At 40.6% G+C, this 20,768-nt stretch carries 20 protein-coding genes; 4 read left to right on the top strand and 16 right to left on the bottom strand.

Annotated elements, in window-relative coordinates:
• The 5 genes from ATS71_RS18645 to galU all read right to left on the bottom strand — a co-directional run.
• On the bottom strand, window positions 1–244 hold a 244-nt coding region (locus ATS71_RS18645), incomplete at its 3' end, for a hypothetical protein (RefSeq protein WP_201020883.1).
• The gene (locus ATS71_RS18260) at window positions 241–1,326 is read right to left on the bottom strand and encodes a hypothetical protein (protein ID WP_058406064.1); all 1,086 of its coding nucleotides are present in this window, start codon (window positions 1,324–1,326) and stop codon (window positions 241–243) included. The genes ATS71_RS18645 and ATS71_RS18260, both read right to left, overlap by 4 nt.
• Window positions 1,327–1,391: 65 nt before the next feature.
• Entirely contained in the window at window positions 1,392–2,804 is a 1,413-nt protein-coding gene (gene cysN, locus ATS71_RS18255) for a sulfate adenylyltransferase subunit CysN (RefSeq protein ID WP_058406063.1), read from the bottom strand.
• Between the two features lie 50 nt (window positions 2,805–2,854).
• Complete coding sequence (gene cysD, locus ATS71_RS18250; protein ID WP_010557325.1) at window positions 2,855–3,769, bottom strand: sulfate adenylyltransferase subunit CysD; 915 nt, start codon at window positions 3,767–3,769, stop codon at window positions 2,855–2,857.
• 113 nt (window positions 3,770–3,882) lie between these two features.
• Entirely contained in the window at window positions 3,883–4,770 is an 888-nt protein-coding gene (gene galU, locus ATS71_RS18245; protein WP_058406062.1) for a UTP--glucose-1-phosphate uridylyltransferase GalU, read from the bottom strand.
• Between the two features lie 299 nt (window positions 4,771–5,069).
• On the opposite strand from galU, the gene ATS71_RS18240 reads away from it, so the two are divergent.
• From ATS71_RS18240 to ATS71_RS18225, 4 genes are all read left to right on the top strand, one after another.
• On the top strand, window positions 5,070–5,768 hold the full coding sequence (locus ATS71_RS18240; RefSeq protein ID WP_058406061.1) for a transglutaminase-like cysteine peptidase: 699 nt from the start codon (window positions 5,070–5,072) through the stop codon (window positions 5,766–5,768).
• The gene (locus tag ATS71_RS18235; RefSeq protein WP_058406060.1) at window positions 5,752–7,758 is read left to right on the top strand and encodes a bifunctional diguanylate cyclase/phosphodiesterase; all 2,007 of its coding nucleotides are present in this window, start codon (window positions 5,752–5,754) and stop codon (window positions 7,756–7,758) included. The genes ATS71_RS18240 and ATS71_RS18235 overlap by 17 nt, the downstream gene beginning before the upstream one ends.
• A 22-nt stretch (window positions 7,759–7,780) precedes the next feature.
• A complete protein-coding gene (locus ATS71_RS18230; protein WP_058406059.1) occupies window positions 7,781–8,308 on the top strand; it encodes a hypothetical protein in 528 nt (175 codons plus the stop codon).
• A gap of 228 nt (window positions 8,309–8,536) precedes the next feature.
• Window positions 8,537–9,847 (top strand): O-antigen ligase family protein, encoded by a 1,311-nt coding sequence (locus tag ATS71_RS18225; RefSeq protein WP_058406058.1) that lies wholly within the window; start codon window positions 8,537–8,539, stop codon window positions 9,845–9,847.
• A gap of 772 nt (window positions 9,848–10,619) precedes the next feature.
• On the opposite strand, the gene ATS71_RS18220 is transcribed toward ATS71_RS18225, so the two are convergent.
• From ATS71_RS18220 to fabD, 11 genes are all read right to left on the bottom strand, one after another.
• Window positions 10,620–12,479, bottom strand: coding sequence for an alkaline phosphatase D family protein (locus ATS71_RS18220; protein WP_058406057.1), 1,860 nt, complete (start codon window positions 12,477–12,479; stop codon window positions 10,620–10,622).
• Between the two features lie 4 nt (window positions 12,480–12,483).
• Complete coding sequence (locus tag ATS71_RS18215) at window positions 12,484–13,263, bottom strand: TatD family hydrolase (protein WP_058406056.1); 780 nt, start codon at window positions 13,261–13,263, stop codon at window positions 12,484–12,486.
• Between the two features lie 18 nt (window positions 13,264–13,281).
• Entirely contained in the window at window positions 13,282–13,608 is a 327-nt protein-coding gene (locus ATS71_RS18210) for a PilZ domain-containing protein (protein WP_006792298.1), read from the bottom strand.
• 11 nt (window positions 13,609–13,619) lie between these two features.
• Window positions 13,620–14,534 (bottom strand): DNA polymerase III subunit, encoded by a 915-nt coding sequence (locus tag ATS71_RS18205; RefSeq protein WP_058406055.1) that lies wholly within the window; start codon window positions 14,532–14,534, stop codon window positions 13,620–13,622.
• Window position 14,535: 1 nt separating this feature from the next.
• Entirely contained in the window at window positions 14,536–15,162 is a 627-nt protein-coding gene (gene tmk, locus ATS71_RS18200; protein ID WP_058406054.1) for a dTMP kinase, read from the bottom strand.
• 7 nt (window positions 15,163–15,169) lie between these two features.
• Window positions 15,170–16,156, bottom strand: coding sequence for an endolytic transglycosylase MltG (mltG, locus tag ATS71_RS18195; protein ID WP_058406053.1), 987 nt, complete (start codon window positions 16,154–16,156; stop codon window positions 15,170–15,172).
• Window positions 16,150–16,974, bottom strand: a complete 825-nt coding sequence (pabC, locus tag ATS71_RS18190; RefSeq protein ID WP_058406052.1) for an aminodeoxychorismate lyase — start codon at window positions 16,972–16,974, stop codon at window positions 16,150–16,152. The genes mltG and pabC overlap by 7 nt, the downstream gene beginning before the upstream one ends.
• A 59-nt stretch (window positions 16,975–17,033) precedes the next feature.
• Window positions 17,034–18,272, bottom strand: a complete 1,239-nt coding sequence (fabF, locus tag ATS71_RS18185) for a beta-ketoacyl-ACP synthase II (RefSeq protein ID WP_006792303.1) — start codon at window positions 18,270–18,272, stop codon at window positions 17,034–17,036.
• Between the two features lie 272 nt (window positions 18,273–18,544).
• Complete coding sequence (acpP, locus tag ATS71_RS18180; protein ID WP_006792304.1) at window positions 18,545–18,781, bottom strand: acyl carrier protein; 237 nt, start codon at window positions 18,779–18,781, stop codon at window positions 18,545–18,547.
• A gap of 250 nt (window positions 18,782–19,031) precedes the next feature.
• Window positions 19,032–19,778, bottom strand: a complete 747-nt coding sequence (fabG, locus tag ATS71_RS18175; protein WP_058406051.1) for a 3-oxoacyl-ACP reductase FabG — start codon at window positions 19,776–19,778, stop codon at window positions 19,032–19,034.
• A gap of 12 nt (window positions 19,779–19,790) precedes the next feature.
• The gene (gene fabD, locus ATS71_RS18170; protein ID WP_058406050.1) at window positions 19,791–20,717 is read right to left on the bottom strand and encodes an ACP S-malonyltransferase; all 927 of its coding nucleotides are present in this window, start codon (window positions 20,715–20,717) and stop codon (window positions 19,791–19,793) included.
• Window positions 20,718–20,768 lie beyond the last annotated feature (51 nt).

Here is a 20,768-nt window from a genome sequence, read left to right as displayed (position 1 = left end):
GTAATATATCACCATCAAAGTTTGTAAATAAGTCAGCTGTGATTGACTGTTTTTTAAATAAAGATTGTTCCATAGTTGAAGCGTTATACAAAACGCTTTCTAATGCTTTATTGTCAAATTTAAATTTTTCACTTTCATTTTTACCGATGTAATTTAAACCTTGAAGCTCAGGAAAAACATGTTTTTGCAATGCACTAGTTGCTGTCTTGGGATAACCAACGTGTAGGTATATCTTCTTATTCATTTTCTTCTCTTTGTAACTAGGGATAAAACTAAAAAATAAGTAAATGGTAAACCATAGATTGAAACTGCACCTATTTTTATCGTTTCCATAAATGCTAAAACTGAAATTGAAAAAAATGGGATAATATATCTTGATTTGGTATAAAAAACAGTGAACATCATAAATAGTAATAAACACAAGCCAACTATACCCGATTCATAAAAGTACAATACATACATTGACTGTGTTCCGTATGCTGTGCCAACTCCTCGCCCAATCATTGATTGATAATGTGCAGCAGCACCCTCGGCAATATATGTCAGTATGGGCCCACCACCAATCCAAAGGTTTTCAAAACCTTCGTAGATATAATAATTCCATATAGTTGGTCTATAACTTAATATTTCATCAGCGATTACACTTGGTTTTAATAGTAATAAAACTTGGCCTGTGAGAATAAGAACTATACCTAACACCATAACTGGTGGCGGTATTTTAATAAGACGGTTACAGTAATATACCATTAAAAATAAAATAACACCCATGTAAGCACCTCTGGCTTCAAGCGCAATACCCAAAAATAATGTTAGTAATAATATAAAACTAAAATATTTATATTTTTTTTCCGTTAATAAGTACATTGCAGGTAATAAGAGCATAGAAGCATAAAAGTTGGTGCTATCTAAATAGAAGCCAAGGTAATAAAAGAATAAAGATAAAACACTTAGTAAACTAATGATTATAACTAATCTATCTGTGTACCACTTTACACCCCAAATGTTTATGGATATTACCAAACCAACAATGACTAATATGACATAAATAACTCGAAAAATATCAAACCATTCCATATAGTCATTTATTTGATAGCTACTGTAAATATTAATAGCACAAAGGAAAGAAACTACCGACAACAACAATTTAATATCGTAATTAAAATCAACAAGCCTAAAGTTCTTTTTAAAGGATAAAACACCTAAAAATGATGCAAGTACAAATAAGAATAAAAATAAATATGCGTAAACTCTATACTCACTCTCAAAAGCCATAAAAAAAAAGGCTATCGATAAGCTAAAAACAGAGATAAAACCAATATACTTCATGTTAACCAGCCTATAACATGGGGTTGAAATTGAAGATCTTTAGCTTAGTATTATATGGGTTTCAATCATATTAGTTTACAACCCCAATCTGGATAGTTTTTACATATATAGTGATTTAACTCAACCTCTGCTTTTGTGTATTTTCTATCATTTAGGTTAATATTTGGTATCAAATCTGATTTTGTATTAGTAATCATCCCCGCACCAACCGTTACATTAGTGAGCCTATCGATTACAATAAATGACCCTGTGCCATTCACTGTGTTGTATTCGTCGATAACCACAGGGCTTGATGTGCTTATGTTACATGAACCAATTTCGTTAAGTTGTAGCTCGTTTACGTCTACATTTTGTAAGGTGTTTACATCGATTTTATGGTTGATGTTTTCTATTCGGCCGAAGGTGTTTTTTGTACCTACTTTAAATTCGTACTCTTTTCCTGGCTGTAATGCTGTTTCGTCCATCCACACAAGTGTTGCTTCAAACTGTTCTGACGTGGTAGCTAGGTTATTTGATTTAACGATTAGATCTCCACGAGAAATATCAATTTCGTCAGTGGTTGTTAATGTAACCGCTTGGCCTGCAAATGCGCTTGGTAAGTCGCCGTCGGCTGTTACTATACTTTTTACTGTTGAAGACTTACCAGAGGGCATAACGGTAATTAAGTCGCCTACGTTAATTACACCACTAGCAACGGTGCCACAAAAGCCTCTAAAGTTTAAGTTTGGGCGCGTTACAAATTGCACAGGAAAACGAAAATCTTGCAGGTTTTTGTCTTCATTAACGGTTACTGAGTTAAGTAATTCCATTAAGGTTGCGCCTGGGTACCAATTCATCGACTCAGATTTATTAACCACATTGTCGCCACGCAATGCCGATATTGGTACAAAGCGAATATCGGGTATGTTTAGGTCGGCAGCGAAGGCTTTATAATCGGCTTTTATTTTACGATATTGTTCTTGGCTAAAGTCGATTAAATCCATTTTGTTAACAGCAACAATAATGTGTTTTAACCCGAGCAATGAGGCAATGTATGAATGGCGCTTAGTTTGCGTTTGCACACCGTAACGCGCGTCAACCATTACAATAGCTAGGTCGCAATTTGAAGCGCCTGTTGCCATGTTTCGGGTGTATTGTTCGTGACCTGGGCAGTCGGCAATAATAAATTTTCGGCTTTCGGTTGCAAAATAACGATACGCTACATCGATAGTAATACCTTGTTCGCGCTCTGACTGAAGGCCGTCGACCAGTAGCGCTAGGTCAAACTCACCATCGGTTGTGTTAAACTTTTTAGAGTCGTTTTTTATAGCTGACATGTGATCTTCAAAAATTAATTTTGAATCGTGCAGTAGTCGGCCTATTAATGTTGATTTGCCATCGTCTACATTGCCACACGTTAAAAAGCGCAGCATGTCTTTGTCTTCGTGTTTTTGAAGGTAGGTTTCTATGTCTGTTTCTAGTAGTGTTTGTTCGTTCACGGGTATTCCTTTAACTATATTCTTTAAAATTAATGATGCTTGAAATTGGCTTAAAAGTAACCTTCCATTTTTTTCTTTTCCATTGAGCCTGATGAGTCGTGATCGATTACTCGTCCTTGGCGTTCAGATGTTTTAGTTAGCAACATTTCTTGAATAATTTCTGGTAAGGTGGTGGCTTCAGACTCTACCGCTCCCGTTAGCGGGTAACACCCTAATGTACGAAAACGTACTTTTTTCATCATAGGGACTTCACCTTCTTTTAATGGTAAGCGTTCGTCGTCTACCATTATTAAAGACCCATCACGTTCTACTACTGGGCGTGTATCTGCCAGGTACAGTGGAACAATTTCAATGTTTTCTAGGTAAATATATTGCCAAATATCAAGTTCGGTCCAGTTTGATAATGGGAAAACACGAATGCTCTCTCCTTTATTAACTTTGCCGTTGTAGGTATTCCATAGTTCTGGACGTTGACTTTTTGGATCCCAACGATGGTTTTTATCGCGAAATGAATAAACTCGCTCTTTGGCTCTTGATTTTTCTTCATCGCGGCGTGCACCACCAAATGCGGCGTCGAACTTATGCTTATTTAAGGCTTGCTTTAGGCCTTGTGTTTTCATTATGTCAGTGTATTTAGCACTGCCATGATCAAATGGGTTTATATTTGCGGCAATGGCTTCTTCGTTTTTGTGGACGATTAAATCCATATCGTATTTTTTTGCCATACGGTCACGAAACGCAATCATTTCTTTAAATTTAAAGGTGGTATCTACATGCATTAATGGGAATGGTGGCTTTGCAGGGTAAAAAGCCTTCATGCATAAGTGCAGCATTACCGCTGAGTCTTTACCCACAGAATACATCATTACTGGGTTATCAAACTCTGCTGCTACTTCTCTCATTATATGAATAGACTCAGCCTCTAGCTGCTTTAAATGAGTCATTCTTGCTTGTGATATTTCCATTTTATCTCTCGCGATGCGTTAACGTATTTAAGTAGGTATTACAGTTTATTGTGACCTACTATAAATTTTATATTTATATGATTTACCAACGTTTGAAGTTTAAACGCTAGTTATTAAAACAACTGTTTTATTTGCTTAGTAAACTCTTCACCCATATGGCTTGATTGCATTGCGTATTCTACATTTGCCAGCATATAACCGAGCTTTGAACCACAGTCGTGCGATTTACCTGTTAGGTGGTAGGCTTCAAGCGTTTCGAGGTGGCGTAATTGTAGTAAGGCATCGGTAAGTTGTATTTCGCCGCCGGCACCCGGTGGTGTGTATTCAAGCAAATCCCAAATGGTGGGCGATACAACATAGCGGCCTGTTATGGCTAGGTTGCTTGGGGCTTCGTCGTTATTTGGTTTTTCGACCATATTTTTAATAGTTGCGTTTTGGCCCGCGCTTATGTTTTTACCGGCTAGGTCTACCACGCCGTATTGGTGTACTTGCGCTTGCGGTACGGGCTCTACCATTACTTGGTTGTGGCCTGTTTGGTCAAACCGGTCGATCATTTGGCTTAGGTTGTCGGTTTTTGGGTTTGACTTGTACTTGTCGATTATTACGTCGGGTAGCATTACGGCAAAGGGGTTGTTGCCTACTATAGGTTTAGCAGCCAGTACTGCGTGGCCAAGGCCTAATGGGGCCGATTGGCGAACCGAAATTACCGTTACGTCTTTTGGTACTATTGAGCGAACCTCGTCTAGTAGGCTGCGTTTTACGCGTGCCTCTAGTGTGGCTTCTAGCTCAAAGCTGGTGTCAAAATGGTTTTCGATCGAATTTTTAGACGCGTGCGTAACCAGTACTATTTCTTTTATGCCTGCGGCTACGGCTTCGTTAACTACGTATTGAATTAAAGGTTTGTCGACCAGGGGGAGCATTTCTTTTGGTATTGCTTTGGTGGCTGGCAACATGCGCGTGCCTAAACCTGCAACTGGGAGTACGGCTTTTAATACTTTCACTTTAATTCCTTTTTTTATTTTGTTTTTAAAATCACAAAAAGGCCAAGCAAAAGCTTAAATCCTTTTAACGTACATCACATACCGTGTGAGCTTATTATTATACACAACACAATAATGTACTCAACTATAAAAACATCCTTTAATACTGTTTTTTTGTTAATTTTTTGTTGCACCAAAATAACAAGCAAGCGCCCTATTTTAGTGCTTTGTAGCACTTTTTACTTATCTACCTTTTTTGTTGTAATAATACTATACTTAGCCGTGCTGTTTATTAGGGATTTTTAACTAAAGGAACGTATGTGCGCTTAGGTGTTTGCATTTTAATTGTTATGTCGTTTTTTGTGTATGCGCAAGATGCACTTATGCATTTGCGTAACAGCGATATACTTGCCCGTGCACAACAGCAATACGGCGCTGCTGGCTACACACGCATAAAAAACTGGCTTAGCTTTATTGATAGCAGCCAAAGTAAAAGCGAGTGGCAAAAAATACACCTTGTTAACGACTTTTTTAATAAACACATACAATACAAAAACGACGATGAGTTGTGGCAACAAACAGATTACTGGGCAACCCCGCTTGAAAGCTTAGGCGTAGGTATGGGCGACTGCGAAGACTACGTAATAGCCAAATACTTTACACTAATTGCACTGGGCATACCCGAGCATAAAATACGCTTTATGTACGTGCGCCAAAAAACAGTAAACCAGCCACACATGGTATTAATTTATATTGAAGAGCCCAACCAAATACCCCTTGTGTTAGGTAATTTTAATACTAAACTTTTACCGGCTAATAAGCGCCCCGATTTAAAACCTATTTATAGCTTTAACGGCCAAGGTTTATGGCTTGCTAAAGCAAAAGGGTTAGGTAATAAAGTAAAAAATAGCCGTGGTGTGTCGGCCTGGAACACCATGCTACAACGAATAGAACACGGTGAGCTTGCGCCCATCGCACGTAACAATAAAGGAACTACTAGTTATGTCGCCAATTTTTAAACACGGTTTAAGCTTAAAAACACAAGTTTATGGCCTTATTATTTTAATATCGGTTATTTCGTTTTTTGTACGCGTAGCAACCGACGTGCAAACAACCCGCCAATACTTACAAACCCAAATGGGTAGCCACGCGCAAGACACCGCAACAAGCTTGGGGCTTTCTATTTCGCCCTACCTTGACGACGAAAGCTTAATGATTGCCCAAACTATGGCTACCGCTATTTTTGATAGTGGCTACTACAAGCAAATAAAATATACCGATACACAACAAAATGTGGTGTTTGAGCTTACTAACCCTAAACGGGTTGAGTCGGTGCCTAATTGGTTTATAAACGCAGTACAGCTTAGTGCCCCTACCATGAGCAGCGAACTTAATAATGGCTGGGTAATGGCCGGCACGCTTGAAGTAACCAGCCATGCGGGGCAGTCGTACTTAACGCTTTGGGAGCATACTAAACGCAGCTTTTACGGATCGTTTTTATTATTAGCAGGCTCGCTTGCGGTGGCGTTTTTAATTTTAGGCACGGTGTTTAAGCCACTAAAAGCGGTAGAACACCAAGCACAATTAGTTACCCGTAAACGCTTTACGTTAAACCAACAAATACCGGTAGCCCGCGAGCTGCGTACGGTAACTAAAGCGATAAATAATATGGTTGTTAACTTACAAAGCACGTTTGACTCGTTAACTAAACAAACACAATCCCTTACCGAAGAAGTATACATAGATCCCCTTACTGGGCTTGGGAACCGTCGTTCGTTTGAAAACCATTTTAGCTCGGTGGTAGACACAATAACCCCCGATGCGCCAATAACCGCAATGATGATCACCCTGCCTTCGCTTGCTAACATTAACCAAACTGTAAGCTACCAAGATGGCGACCAACACGTTTACGATGTAAGCACTACGCTGCAGCACATTTTAAGTGAGCTAACTAATACCAAGTTATTTAAATTAAATGGCAGTACTTTTATAGCGCTTGCCCCGTTTGACGTGCCTTTTTTAAATAAAACGCGGTTAGATATTAACGATGCCTTTAGCCAAAAGAAAAACAGCCTGCATGTAAACGGCTTTGCTAACTTGTCGTTAGTTAATGTAGAAAAAGGCTCTAGCTTAGGGAGTGTGCTTTCGGCGCTCGATACCGGTTGCACCATTGGCGAAACCGCCGCAAACAATAAAGTAGACAAAGACACCCTGTTTAGTGTTAAGCAGTGGCGTACGCTTATTAAGTCGATTATTGATGCTGGCGAGGTGAGCTTTTCGGTGCAGGCAGTTAAGCAGGCTCGCTCTGAAAATACACAGTGTTACTTTGAGGTGTTTGCGCACTTTATTCACGAAGGTGAAAAAGTAAATAACGGCCATTTATTTGCAATGGCCGAAAAACTAAACCTAACCGAAGAGCTCGACAAAAAAATAATACGCAACTTTGTAAATGTTAAAGAGCAATACCCAAAAGATGTGTTTGCGCTAAATTTAAGTAAAGCGTCGTTATATTCTACCGATTTTATAGAGTGGCTTACGCTTTACGCCACTACCAAACCTATTTTAAAAAATAACTTACTTTTTGAACTGCACGAAATAAGCTTGCTTTATAATGTGCATGTTGCCAGTTTGCATATAGATGCCATTAAAGATATTGGTATTAATGTATGTGTAGAACACTTTGGTACGAGTTTAACATCGTTTAGGTACTTACAAGGGTTGGACATTGAATTTGTAAAAATTGATGGTAGCTACATACAAGACCTGCTAGATAACACCCAAAGCCAATTTTTTATTCAAACCGTTAATAATATTTGCCACGGTTTTGGTATTAAAGTATTAGCCTGTTTAATAGAAAAACCTGAGACTTTAAAGGTACTTGAAAAACTAGGGTGCGATGGTGTGCAAGGTAATTTAATAATGGCACCCTCGCAAATAGTAAAAACTAATAATAATGGCGTAAATAAAGAGTTTACTTTTTGCCCTAATACGCTAAAATTTTGTAATTAGACACTCAACCATGGGACGAGATATGAAAAAACTACTTTTAGCTGGCTTAATTGCGAGTGCAAGTGCGGTGGTAACATTACCTGCAAATGCTCAAGCAGATAGCTCAGGACTTGTAAGCGTATTAAATAACGCGTCGGCAGATGCTTCGCCGGAGCAACTTCAAGCTGATTTACTTGCTGCTATTCAAGCTGCATGTAGCGATTGTTCTGCTGAAGACGTAGACGCACTAATTAACGATGCTATTGCTGCAGTAGGTGCAGACAGCCCGTTAGTTGCTGATGTACTAAGTGCAATGAGTGCTGCTGGTATTGATAGCGATACGCTAACACTTGCTGCTGTTACTGCTGGTGTAGATGCAACTACAGCGTCTGAAGCAACGGCTGCTGGTAATCCAAATGCACCAGGCCAAAACCCAGGTAATAACGCTGCTCCAAACAGCAATGCTAACCCTAATGCACGTTCACGCGTACCAGCATTTGTTAGCTTACCAACACCTCCGGGTGCTGGCGGTAATGGCGGCGACGACGGCATTTCTGAAGTTGGTAACTAATACCATCTATTTAGTTTAAAAACGCAGCCAATTGGCTGCGTTTTTTTATGTGTAAGTGTTTGGGCATTGTGTAATAATGTTTAAGTAAAAGTGATTAGATATTAGTTTTCAGAAGTCAGTTTAAAGAAATAGATTTTAGAAGTCAGAAGTCAGTTTAAAAACAGATTTAAGAAAACAGACGTTAAAAATCAGTTTAAAATTTAGTATTAACTATTTATAGGGATATAAGTGAATCGTTTTATTTTTGCTTTGTTGTGCGGCATTTTATTTTTGCTCCCTTTGCCGTTAGGCAGTTACCGCCCTTGGGCTATATTAGCAATGGGGGTGTTAATTAGCGCTACGTTTTTAACGCATTTAGTTTATAGCGCTGTAAATACTAAACACCCGTTGTACCCTCCTTTATATTCTTGGCCTGTGTTTGCTACTTTAGGCGTTGTTGCGGCTGTATGTGCTGTGCAAATGTTTACGGTAAGCGTTGACCCTTTTCAAACAAAACACATGCTGTTAAAAACCATTTTTATAATTATATTTTGCTGGCTTATTTTTATTTACTGTAATACTGCACAGCGTATTAAACAGCTTATTTATGCCATTATTTGTGCTGGGGTTTTTCAGGCGTTGTATGCAAGTTACTTAAATTTATCGCCCGATGTAATAAGCCCTATTTTTGGTTATAAACACACCGACCGCGCTATTGGTACATTTACGTATTCTAACTTTTTGGCTAACTTTTTAGCGCTGTGTTTATGTTTAGGTATTGGTGTGTTGGTAAGCGAGCTAAAGCGCACTAGCGGTAGGCATAAACAAACGCTTAAGCAAACTTTGCGTGCTTGGGCCGAAATACTTTTAAGCTCTAAAATTGTGTTACGTATTTCGCTTATTATAATTATTGTGGCGCTTATTTTAACGCGCAGCCGTATGGGTAACTCGGCCTTTTTTATTGCATTAATGGTGGTGAGCTTTTTGGCGCTGTTTGTTTATAACAATAAGCCTAAGGCGTTTAAGCTATTAATAGTGAGCTTTTTTATTATTGATTTAATCATTATTGGCGCTATTTTTGATGTTGAAAAAGTTAAGCAGCGTATTAGCGAAACCAGTATTGCGTCTGAAACGCGCGATGAGGTGGTACGCGATTCTATTCCGCTTATTTTAGATAAGCCTTTATTGGGCTCGGGCGGCGGTACGTTTTATACGGCGTTTCCTGCGTATCAGTCGGAGCCGTATTCGGGTTATTACGATAATGCCCATAACGATTATATTCAATTTGCTGTAGAGCTGGGTATACCTGCTACAGCTACTTTGGGTGCGCTTATTTTGTATTGTTTGTGGTTGTGTGTGGCTACTATGCGTAAGCGCAAAACGGCGTTGTTTCAGGGTGTGGCTTTTGGTTGTGCTATTGCGATTATTGATATGTTGTTGCATTCTTCGGTCGATTATTCGCTCCAAGCTGGTGCAAACTCTTTGCTGTTTATGGTTATTTTATGTTTGGCGATTTTGAGTAATAAAATAGTTGTTAAACGTGTACGTAGTTTTAAATAGGTAGTTTTTAGTTTTTAGTTTTTAGTTTTTAGTTTTTAAAAATATTTTGTTCTGGTAAGTAGCCATATCTACGCAATTAAATAAACACCCTGCATTGCTAAGTGATTATGTCACCACCGAGCAGTGAAGAAGAAGACCAGGAGAAGCAACAAAACCAATCTTTTTAACTCTGTGTAGCGCGAAGCGCCTCGGTGTGCTCTGTGGTGATATTTATAAATAACAAGAAGCTACGCTTCTAACGTGAGCAAGCTCAACGTCTACAAAACCAACTCAAACTTTACACCGTACATTGCTAAGTGATTTAATGCTGGTAAATATTTTTTGGGTTTAACTTTGTTTATCTCTGTGTAGCGCCAGCGACTCTGTGTTCTCGGTGGTCATATTTTTTATAAGTAACAAGAAGCTGCGCTTCTAACGTGAGCAAGCTCTACGTCTACAAAATAAAGTCAAACTTTACACCGTAGACGTGCAGCTTGCTGGCGTATAAAAGCAACGCTTTTACATATTCATAATTAAAGCGCCAGCAAGCAAGGCGCCTACAGTAAATTTATACCGTACATTGCTAAGTAATTTTTTCACCACCGAGAAGTGAAGGAGAAGACAAGGAAAAATGATTTAAGGGCTGATAAATAATTTGGATTTAACTTTGTTTATCTCTGTGTAGCGCGAAGCGCTTCGGTGTGCTCTGTGGTGATATTTATTACTAAAAATCAAGAAGCTGCGCTTCTAACGTGAGCAAGCTCTACGTCTACAATTAGGGCAATGACGGGCTTTATTTATGTTCAAGGTCGAATTCGGTGGTGTGGCCGTCGCCGTGGATGAGTTGGTATTGTGATAAATCGCCTTGCTGTAAGGTGATTAAACTTATTGCGGAGTCGCTTACTAAATACTTTTGGCCTTCGCCTACGGTTTGGTGTTTATCTACTTCCATGTGCCAGCGTTTGGTGAAAAAGTTAAGCGGGCTTTTAGGGCCGTATAAAATAGAGTCGAGTTTATCTAATACATTTATTAACTTACGAGGGAATTCGTTTTTAATCCCGCTTGCGGTGAGTTGCCATATACGGTTTGGGTGATCGCCAAAACGCTTTTGCACCGAAAAACAAAACGAGTAATGTACATCGCCCGATAAAATAAGGGTTTCGTTTGGTGTGTCGGTGCGCCTAAATGTGTCGAGTAGTTTTTTAGCCGAGCCTTCGTGGGCCATCCAGTTTTCTACGTCAACCATAAGTGGTTGGCCGCATATATTAAAAGCCGCTTGAATGGCTTCTATTGATTTAACTCCAAATACCGGCGCTGGCGACACAATAATTACTTTATCGTGGCTTAGTAGGCTTTCTTCCAGCTCGGTAAGGCGCTCCCAATCAAGCAGGCCTGATGGCTCGTTAAAATTGCTTTCGTTACGCCAGCGATGTGTGCGGGTGTCGAGCACCACAACTTTTGGTATTGTGGTTAGCTCGTAATGCCAATGGTTAAATTCGTTTAAGGGTTTATCAAACGCTTTAAATTGCCATACGTTATTAGCGCTTAAGCTTTGTTTAAATGGCGGTATTAGCGCCCCTGTTTTAGCCAGCGCGTCGTTACCCATGCCTTGAAACAGCCAATAACTTATAAGGCCGTTATTAACAATGCGTTTACTGCTTGGGTTTTGGTTTATGGCTTGCTCCCACCCTGCGGTGAGATTCCAATCGTCGGTGACGTCGTGATCGTCAAAAATCATTAACGTCGACACATTAGCAAATAATTTTTCTACTTCATTCAGCCCTTTTGAATAACCAAGCAGTGCTGACTTTTCGGTATTAAAAATACGTTGGTGCTCTTGGTTTTGCCCTGTGTATTGTGCGTTTTGTAAGTCAACACACTGCCACGCAGCGGCACTTAAATTAAGCAGGTATAAAGCAACGTATTCTTCAAAATGAATAAGGTGATTAAAGGCTTTAACGCTTGAAAAATGCGGCTCATCTTTTTTAAGCCAATAACCCACACCGAGCTTTGAACGTTTTTGCCACGGCGTTTTAGGTAAAAAATGATGCCGATTATAAAGTTGTTCGTTTAATTGTTCTGGTAGCGGCAGCGCCATGGGTTGTTCTTTATAAATACCTAACTTTTCAATAAGCTGATGAATCACCAATAACATGGGCCCTGCTACATCGTCGGCGTAAACTTGGTCGCCGCTTAAAAGCAGTAATTGGGCACCGGGCGTATTTTGGCGGCGCTGAGTGTTTTGCCATTGGCTTGCGGTGACTAGGCTGTCTTTTGCGGGGTGATGCGCGTTACGGCACGAGCCATGTAGTATGCTGTTTAGCGTATTAGGTATTACAAATGCAGGGGTTGATTGATTGTTGTAAGCCCATGCTGATAAATCAATCTCATTGCCATCAATTAGTAATTGATACGCTAGTAAGGTGTCGAGCACAAAAGGCGCGTTGGTAGGCTTAATTACCACATACTGCAAAAACAAGCGCTCACCCAATGCAATAGTTTGTTGTTCGCTAACACTTTGGGTGTTAAGTATGTTTATTTGGCACTGTGCGGGTTTTGACGTTGCAAACACTATGCACACGCCTGTTTGATCAGCACGGCGCACCATTGGCCCCATAAGTAAAATAGGAAGTTGCGCTGCGTGAGTGCTCATAAGGTTAGCCTTTAGCTGCTAATTTAAATAGCGAGTAAAAGTTATCGGTGGTGGCTTTTGCCAGCTCGTTAAAACTAATGCCTTTGAGTTCGCTAATGTAATAGGCTACGTCTTGCACGTAAGCGGGTTGGTTAGTTTGCCCACGGTGTGGCACCGGTGCTAAATACGGCGAATCGGTTTCTATTAGTAGTCGGTCGAGTGGAATTTGTTTTACCACGTCTTTAAGCTCTACCGCATTTTTAAACGTTACAATGCCTGAAATAGAAATATAAAAGCCCATATCGATGGCTTTTTTAGCCATGTCCCAGTCTTCTGTAAAACAGTGCAGTACGCCGCCGCAGTTTTCGGCTTTGTGCTCGCGCATTAGGTTTATGGTGTCGGCGCGGGCATCGCGAGTATGAATAATTAGCGGCTTTTGTAGCTCGTTAGCCACGTCAATATGGCCTACAAAACTGGCTTGCTGCACGGCATGGGTGTCTTTTGCGTAGTAGTAATCAAGCCCCGTTTCGCCTATGGCGACTACTTTTTTGTGCGATGCTAAATCAATTAATTGCTGTTTGTTAAGCGCGTCTTTTTGATCGAGCGGATGTACGCCACACGAGGCCGATACATCGTCGTAATGCTTAATTTTATCAAGCATACTTGGAAACTGGTCAAGCGTTACGCTTACACACAAAAAATGTTCAACCTGTTTGGCGCGTGCTTGGTCTAGCACTTGGTCTAGGTTTAAATCGAGTTTATCAAAATCAAGACGGTCTAAATGGCAATGCGAATCTACAATCAAAATTGGGCCTGTTTTTTACTACATGGTGTAAGTTGGATTACCGGAGTTTAACATAGTCCCCAGTAGTTTTTCGATCTTGGCGTTTAGGTTTGTTTTGTCGTCTAAAAAGCTAATACCTATACCTGGTGGATTTGAGCTTTGCGCACCTTGTGGAGTGATCCACGCCACTTTGCCGGTTACTATGTCGTCTTCGAGTGCGTCGGGAAGGGTTACACGTAACGCCAGCGAGTGCCCTACTTCGTAACGCATGTTAGTGCGTACAAATAAGCCGCCTTTTTTTAAGTAAGGCATGTAACAGCGATATAATTCGTCTAGGTCGTCTATATCTACTAATAGCTCTTGCATGGTTAATCCTTTTATTTATTACGTAAAATGTACGCTAATCGCGATACGGCGAGCGGTAAATTAAGGCCAAGAATTTTTGTGTTATTTTGCAAAAATTCGCTGAGTGCTTGCTGCGCTTCTTGATACGCTTCAAAGCTCATACCTTGTAATAATTGCTGTTTTAATTGCTCGCTTAAAAATAAGGTAAATATACGAACCAGCTCCGGTTGTTTATTTATTATATCTACTAACGCTTTGAAATTATGGCTTTGTTTAAACTCAGTTGCAAACTTATAGAGGGTATCTATATTTTGTAGCTGGTTTTGCTCTTGCCATTGTTTTACTTGCAATGGCTGGCTGTAAAAAAGCGGTAGCCACGTGTAATTTTGTATTTGTAACGACTCAAGCCATTGCTGCGCTAATTGCGTACTGGTTACTTTTACGTCGGTTTTAGCACATCGGCTCAAAATTGTGGCTGGCAATTGTGCAGGTTGGCTTGTGGTTAATATTAAAAACCGGCTATTGCTTGGTTCTTCTAGTGTTTTTAATAAGGCGTTAGCTGCTGCCATGGTCATTTTTTCGCAGTTTTCTATTACCACTACTTTGTTGCCATTTTGCGCCGCAGAGTGGTTCATAAAGTCGCTTATGGCGCGTATGTCGTCTACGCCAATACTTTGGCCTTCTACCTGAGTTATGCGCTTGTCGGGGTGTGTGCCAGCAAGGTTAAGTGAGCAACTTTTACATTGCCCACATGGCGCTAAAATACTGTTTGGTGCGGCTGTTTGCTGTGTAATATTTTGGCATAACAAGGCATTGGCTAGCTCGTCACTTAAGGCAAACTTACCTACCCCCACAGGCCCACAAAACAATTGGGCATGATGAAAACGCTGACCACGAAAGCTTTGTGCTAAGTGTTGCTGTGTTTCATATAGCCATGGCAAAGACATGTTATTTTAGCTCTTCAAAAAAAGTGCGTAATACGTTTGTGATATCGCGATGTACTTTATCAATTTCTTGATTGGCATCTACGGTTTTAATTGAGTTGTCGTCGCTTGCAAGCTCTAGGTAACGCATGCGTGTGCGCTGAAAAAACTCAATGGCTTCTTGCTCAATTCGGTCAAGCTCGCCACGCCCTTTAGCGCGCTCTAGGCCTATTACTGGGTCTATGTCGAGGTAAATGGTTAAATCGGGCTTTAAGCCTTTTAATACCATAGACGATAACGACGCCAGTGTATTTGAGCTAATGCCGCGCCCGCCTCCTTGGTATGCCTGAGACGATAAATCGTGGCGATCGGCTAAAATCCATTTACCTTGCTCAAGCGCTGGGTTTATTACGTTATGCATTAACTGCGAGCGTGCGGCGTACATAATTAGCAGTTCAGTTTCGAACGCTATTTCTTCTTTGTGCTCGGCTTTTACCAAGATGCGTAACGACTCGGCCAATGGCGTGCCGCCAGGTTCGCGTACGTTAATGTACTCAATTTGCTTTTTGTTTAAAAAGTCTTGGCAAAGCGAAATAGCGGTTGATTTACCTGCGCCTTCTAGGCCTTCTACTACTATAAATTTTGGTTTCATAAACAAGTTAATTCTTTTTATTTAAAATATAGGTTTTAACTGCCGCGTTATGTTGTTTTAACGTGGTTGAAAATTGGTGGCTGCCATCGCCTTTTGCTACAAAGTAAACATAGTCACTTTGTGGCGGGTTTACCGCTGCTAAAATAGCGTCTTTAGATGGCATGGCTATGGGTGTTGGCGGTAATCCATCAATACGGTAGGTATTGTATGGCGTGTGATTTCGTAAATCTTTGTATTTAATATCGCCGTCAAAGCTTTCTCCTAGGCCGTATATTACGGTTGGATCGGTTTGTAGGCGCATTTTTGTGTTTAATCTATTCACAAAAGCAGACGCTATTAACGGGCGCTCGCTGGCTAAGGCGGTTTCTTTTTCAATAATTGAAGCCATTATGAGTGCCTCGTACGCGGTATTGTACGGTAAATCGTCAGCGCGTTGCTGCCATGCTTCGTTTAATGTTTGTTGCATAGTGTGTGCTGCACGTTTTAATACACTGCTTGCGGTATCGTTATGCTGGTAGTGGTAGGTATCTGGAAACAACCACCCTTCTAAAAATGTGTTGTTGCCCAAAATTTGTTGGCTTAACTCATCTAATTTTAAATCGTTTTTTAAGTTAGGTGCATTTTTAATATTAGCAATAACATCGCGTAGCGCTTGGCCTTCAATAATGGTAAAGCTAAAGCTGATTTGTTGGCCTTGGTTTATTTTTTTTATGTTGTTAATAACACTGGTATTTGAAAGCGCGTAAAGCCCTGCTTTTAAATCGGTTAGCGTGGGATCAAGCTTTGCAATAACTTGGTAACGCCAGCAGCTTTCAAGCCAGTTATTTGCTTGCCACTGTTGGCATAGTTTATTAAAGCCCGTGCCTTTTTTAACCTCAAATTGGGTGTTTTCGCTTACTTTTAGTGGGCTTTGCAAAGTTGCCTGCAATTGCTGATAGCCAATAGCGGTGCTAATAATCGCTAAAAGTACAACTGATAAAATAACTTTTAACACTCAGCCTCCTTGGCTATTAATTGGGTTAATAATGTATTGCTATGCGCTACATTAAAACTTTGCTGTTGTATACGTTTAACAGGTACGGCATGCATTAAACTATTACATATAAATACCGCATTGGCTTCTGTTAAATCGTTTACGGTAATGTGTTTAAACTCAACCGTTAATTTATCACATAACGCTTGCAGATAAACGCCCTTTATACCGCATTCATTCAGCTTTGGCGTAAATAATTTACCGTTTTTAATGGCAACTATATTGGCTGCTGACGCTTCAATAACATGGTTGTTGTAGTCGAGCACCAGTACGTCGTCGCAATTTTGCGTTTGCATGGCGTTTTTAATGAGTACTTGTTCTAGCCTGTTTAGGGTTTTTAGCCCTGCGAGCAATGGCTGCGCTGCTAATTTTATTGGGCTTATTTCAAGGCTAATGCCGTGCTCTGCAAGCGAGTGATAATGTGCAGGGTATTCAAGTACGCTTACTATAATGGTTAAATTACACTCACTTGGTAGGCCATACCCTCGCCCGCCTTCACCGCGTGTTACGAGTATTTTTAATACACCTGTTTGTTTTTGGTTTACTTGGTTATGTAGGTGTTGTTCTAGTGAAATAAAGTCGAGCTCAGGAAAGGCTAAGCGCTTTGCGCATTCAGCTAAGCGTGCTTTATGGTGGTGCCAATATTCAACTTGGCCATTAGCTATTTTTGCCGTTGTAAAAAAGCCATCACCATAGTTTAAGCCTCTGTCGCTTGTGCTAACGGCGTTTGATTTACTGGCGTTGATGATTGTTTGCGTATTATTTATTATTTTTTGCATATAAAAAAAGCCCAGTTAAACAACTGAGCTCTTATAAAGTGGTTCGTTGTTAAAGAAGATTATACCTTTTTAAATAGCAACGAGCCATTAGTACCACCAAAGCCAAATGAGTTACACAGTGAGTAATCTAGTTTTGCATCGCGTGCTGTATGTGCAATGTAATCTAGGTCACAGCCTTCATCTGGGTTATCAAGGTTAATAGTAGGCGACACTTTTTGATCTTTTAACGACAATATCGACACAATTGATTCAACCGAGCCGGCTGCACCTAGTAAATGACCCATCATCGATTTAGACGAGCCCACCATTACGTCTTTTGCTGCATTACCAAAAATAGACTTAACGGCGGCTGTTTCGGCTTTGTCGCCTGCGTTGGTCGATGTACCGTGGGCGTTTATGTAACCTACTTGCTCTGCATTTACTTGCGCATCTTTTAATGCGTTTTCCATTGCAAGGGCTGCACCGGCACCGTCTTCTGGAGGGGATGTCATGTGAAATGCATCGCCACTCATACCAAAACCAACTAGCTCGGCATAAATGTTTGCGCCACGTGCTTTTGCGTGTTCGTATTCTTCAACCACAACAACACCTGCACCGTCAGAAAGTACAAAACCGTCACGGTCTTTATCCCACGGGCGTGATGCGGCTTGTGGGTCGTCGTTACGAGTTGATAATGCTCTGGCTGCGTTAAAGCCACCCATGCCAATAGGTGTACAGGCTTTTTCTGCTCCACCGGCTACCATTGCGTCGGCATCGCCGTAGGCAATCATACGCGCTGCATGGCCAATGTTATGTAAACCTGTAGTACACGCAGTTACAATTGAAATGTTAGGGCCACGCAGTCCGTACATTATTGATAAATGACCCGAGATCATATTAATAATGGTAGAAGGCACATAAAATGGAGATAACTTACGTGGGCCACTGTTAAGTAACTTAACGTGGTTTTCTTCAATTAGCGTTAGGCCGCCAATACCAGAACCAACAGCAACACCAATGCGCGTTGCGTTTTCTTCTGTGATTTCTAGGCCCGAATCTTTAAAGGCTTGAACACCTGCTGCTAAACCGTATTGGATAAATAAATCCATTTTTTTTGCATCTTTGGGTGGCATATAAGCCGATGCGTCAAAGTCGTTGATTAAACCAGCGAACTTTGTTCCAAATTTTGATGTGTCAAAGTGTGTTATTGTTTGTATTCCACTTTTAGCATCTAATAAGCCTTGCCAGGTTGATTGAACATCATTGCCTAGCGGCGTCAACATTCCTAAGCCAGTTACGACGACACGACGTTTAGCCACGGTTTGCCTCCAATAAGGGATATTTATAATTTTATTAAAATTTATACCATTTTAGTTTTTAAATGGTTTTTTAATCCAATTAGATTCACAAGGGGGTAATACCCAAGCAACCTCAAAGTGCGAGTCTCAAACTTGTTTGACAACACATAACATAAACAAAATTAATGTTAGTTAAATTTGGGGAGTTAAGGTTTGCTATTTGAATCATGAACTTTGAGGTGGTTTGAATACATAGATTAAAGGCAGCGAATGCTGCCTTTAATATACAATGATTACTCAGCGTGAGCTGTTACGTAATCGATTGCGCTTTGAACTGTAGTGATCTTTTCAGCTTCTTCATCTGGGATCTCAGTGTCAAACTCTTCTTCTAGAGCCATTACTAGTTCTACAGTATCAAGAGAATCTGCACCTAGGTCATCTACGAAAGAAGATTCGTTTTTAACTTCTTCTTCTTTAACACCTAGTTGTTCAATGATAATTTTTTTTACGCGTTCTTGGATATCGCTCATTCTTCTTTCCTTTATTAAAAACGCCAATGCGTTATTTTCAGATTGCGGGGTAGTTTACGCCGCATAATTCTCTGATTCAATGATTTGACCGTAAATAATTGTCTGGTCAAACCTCTGAGTGTGTGTTTTCCCTGTTATCGCTTATTTTAATAGCAATTTCAAGTATGTTTAAAGCAAGTTCACAAATAATTCAATGTTTTTTAGTGAATTAAGCCAACTTAATTTTAATCTTATAAAGGCTATATGGTTATTAAACCATATACATCGCGCCATTTACATGCAAAGTTTCGCCTGATACATACGCAGCCGCGTCAGATGCTAAATAACACACTGCCGCTGCAATTTCGTCAGGTTGACCTAAACGACCCGCCGGTACATTTGCTAATGTGGCTGCTTTTTGGTCATCGGTTAGCTCGTTGGTCATATCTGTTTGAATAAAACCCGGTGCAATTACGTTTACTGTAATACCACGCGAGGCCACTTCACGTGCAAGCGACTTAGAAAAACCAATTACACCCGCTTTAGCCGCAGCGTAGTTGGCTTGACCTGCGTTACCCATAGTGCCCACAACCGAGCCAATATTAATAATACGGCCGTTCTTTTTCTTCATCATTGGGCGTAAAACAGCCTTTGATAAACGGAAAATAGAGCTTAGGTTGGTATCGATAATATCGTCCCACTCGGCTTCTTTCATACGCATAAGTAAGTTGTCGCGCGTGATACCTGCGTTATTTACAAGTACGTCAATATCGCCTAAGTCAGCTTTTATTGCCGCCAAAGTTGCCTCAATTGAAGCAGGATCGGTGACGTTTAATGCATAACCTTTACCGTTATCACCTAAATACTCACTAATGTTAGCCGCACCCGACTCGCTTGTTGCTGTACCGGCTACTTTTGCGCCTTGTGCAACCAGCATAGTTGCAATTGCTTTACCAATACCACGGCTTGCGCCTGTAATTAGGACAACTTTGCCCTCTAAAGAAAATAAGTTAGACATTGTTATATACTCTTATTTAGCTGTATCAATTGAAGCGGCGTCGTTTACTGAGCCACATACCATTGCTTTATCAATTCGTTTTGCCAGGCCTGTTAAAACTTTACCTGGGCCAAATTCGTAGCTTTGCGTTATACCTTGGGCGACTAGCGCTTGCACTGTTTCTGTCCAGCGTACTGGGCTGTATAATTGGCGAACGAGTGCATCTTTAATTGCGTCTGCTGCACTTTCTGCTTTTACATCTACATTATTAATTACATCACACTTAGGTTCATTAAATGTTAATGCGGCTAAATCTGCTGCCAATTTATCTGCCGCAGGCTTCATTAGTTCACAATGCGAAGGCACACTTACCGATAGCGGTAATGCGCGTTTTGCGCCGGCTTCTTTACAGGCTACTGATGCTCGATCTACAGCCGCTTTATGCCCCGCTATTACAACTTGACCGGGTGAATTGTAGTTAACTGGCGATACAACCTCGCCTTGCGCAGATGCTGCACACGCTGCTTTAATTTCGTCGTCGCCCAAGCCAATAATAGCGGCCATAGAACCTACACCTGCTGGTACGGCTTCTTGCATGTACAAGCCACGGTTTTCAACCAATTTAACGGCTTCGCTTAAGCTAATTACGTTACTACATACCAGTGCTGAATATTCACCTAAGCTGTGCCCTGCCATTACGACATCGGCGTCTGGGTTTTTAGCTAACCAGTCGCGATAAATCGCAACGCTTGCGGTTAATAATGCAGGTTGAGTTCGGTGGGTTTCGTTTAGTTTTTCTTCTGGACCGTTAAGAACTAACGCTGCTAAGTCGTATCCCAATGCGGTTGACGCTTCTGCAAACGTTGATTTTACAATGTCGGAGGTTTCTAGGAGCGCTTGTAACATACCTACGCTTTGCGAACCTTGACCTGGGAATAGAAGTGCAATTTTTTGTGCCATACTTTGCTCTTTTTAATTAAACAAATAAATAATGAAATACACGGCACATCA

Source organism: Pseudoalteromonas sp. H71 (assembly GCF_001468485.1).
Taxonomy (GTDB): domain Bacteria; phylum Pseudomonadota; class Gammaproteobacteria; order Enterobacterales; family Alteromonadaceae; genus Pseudoalteromonas.
Note: the sequence above shows the minus strand (reverse complement) of the source record. Positions and strands in the feature narration are given on the sequence as shown.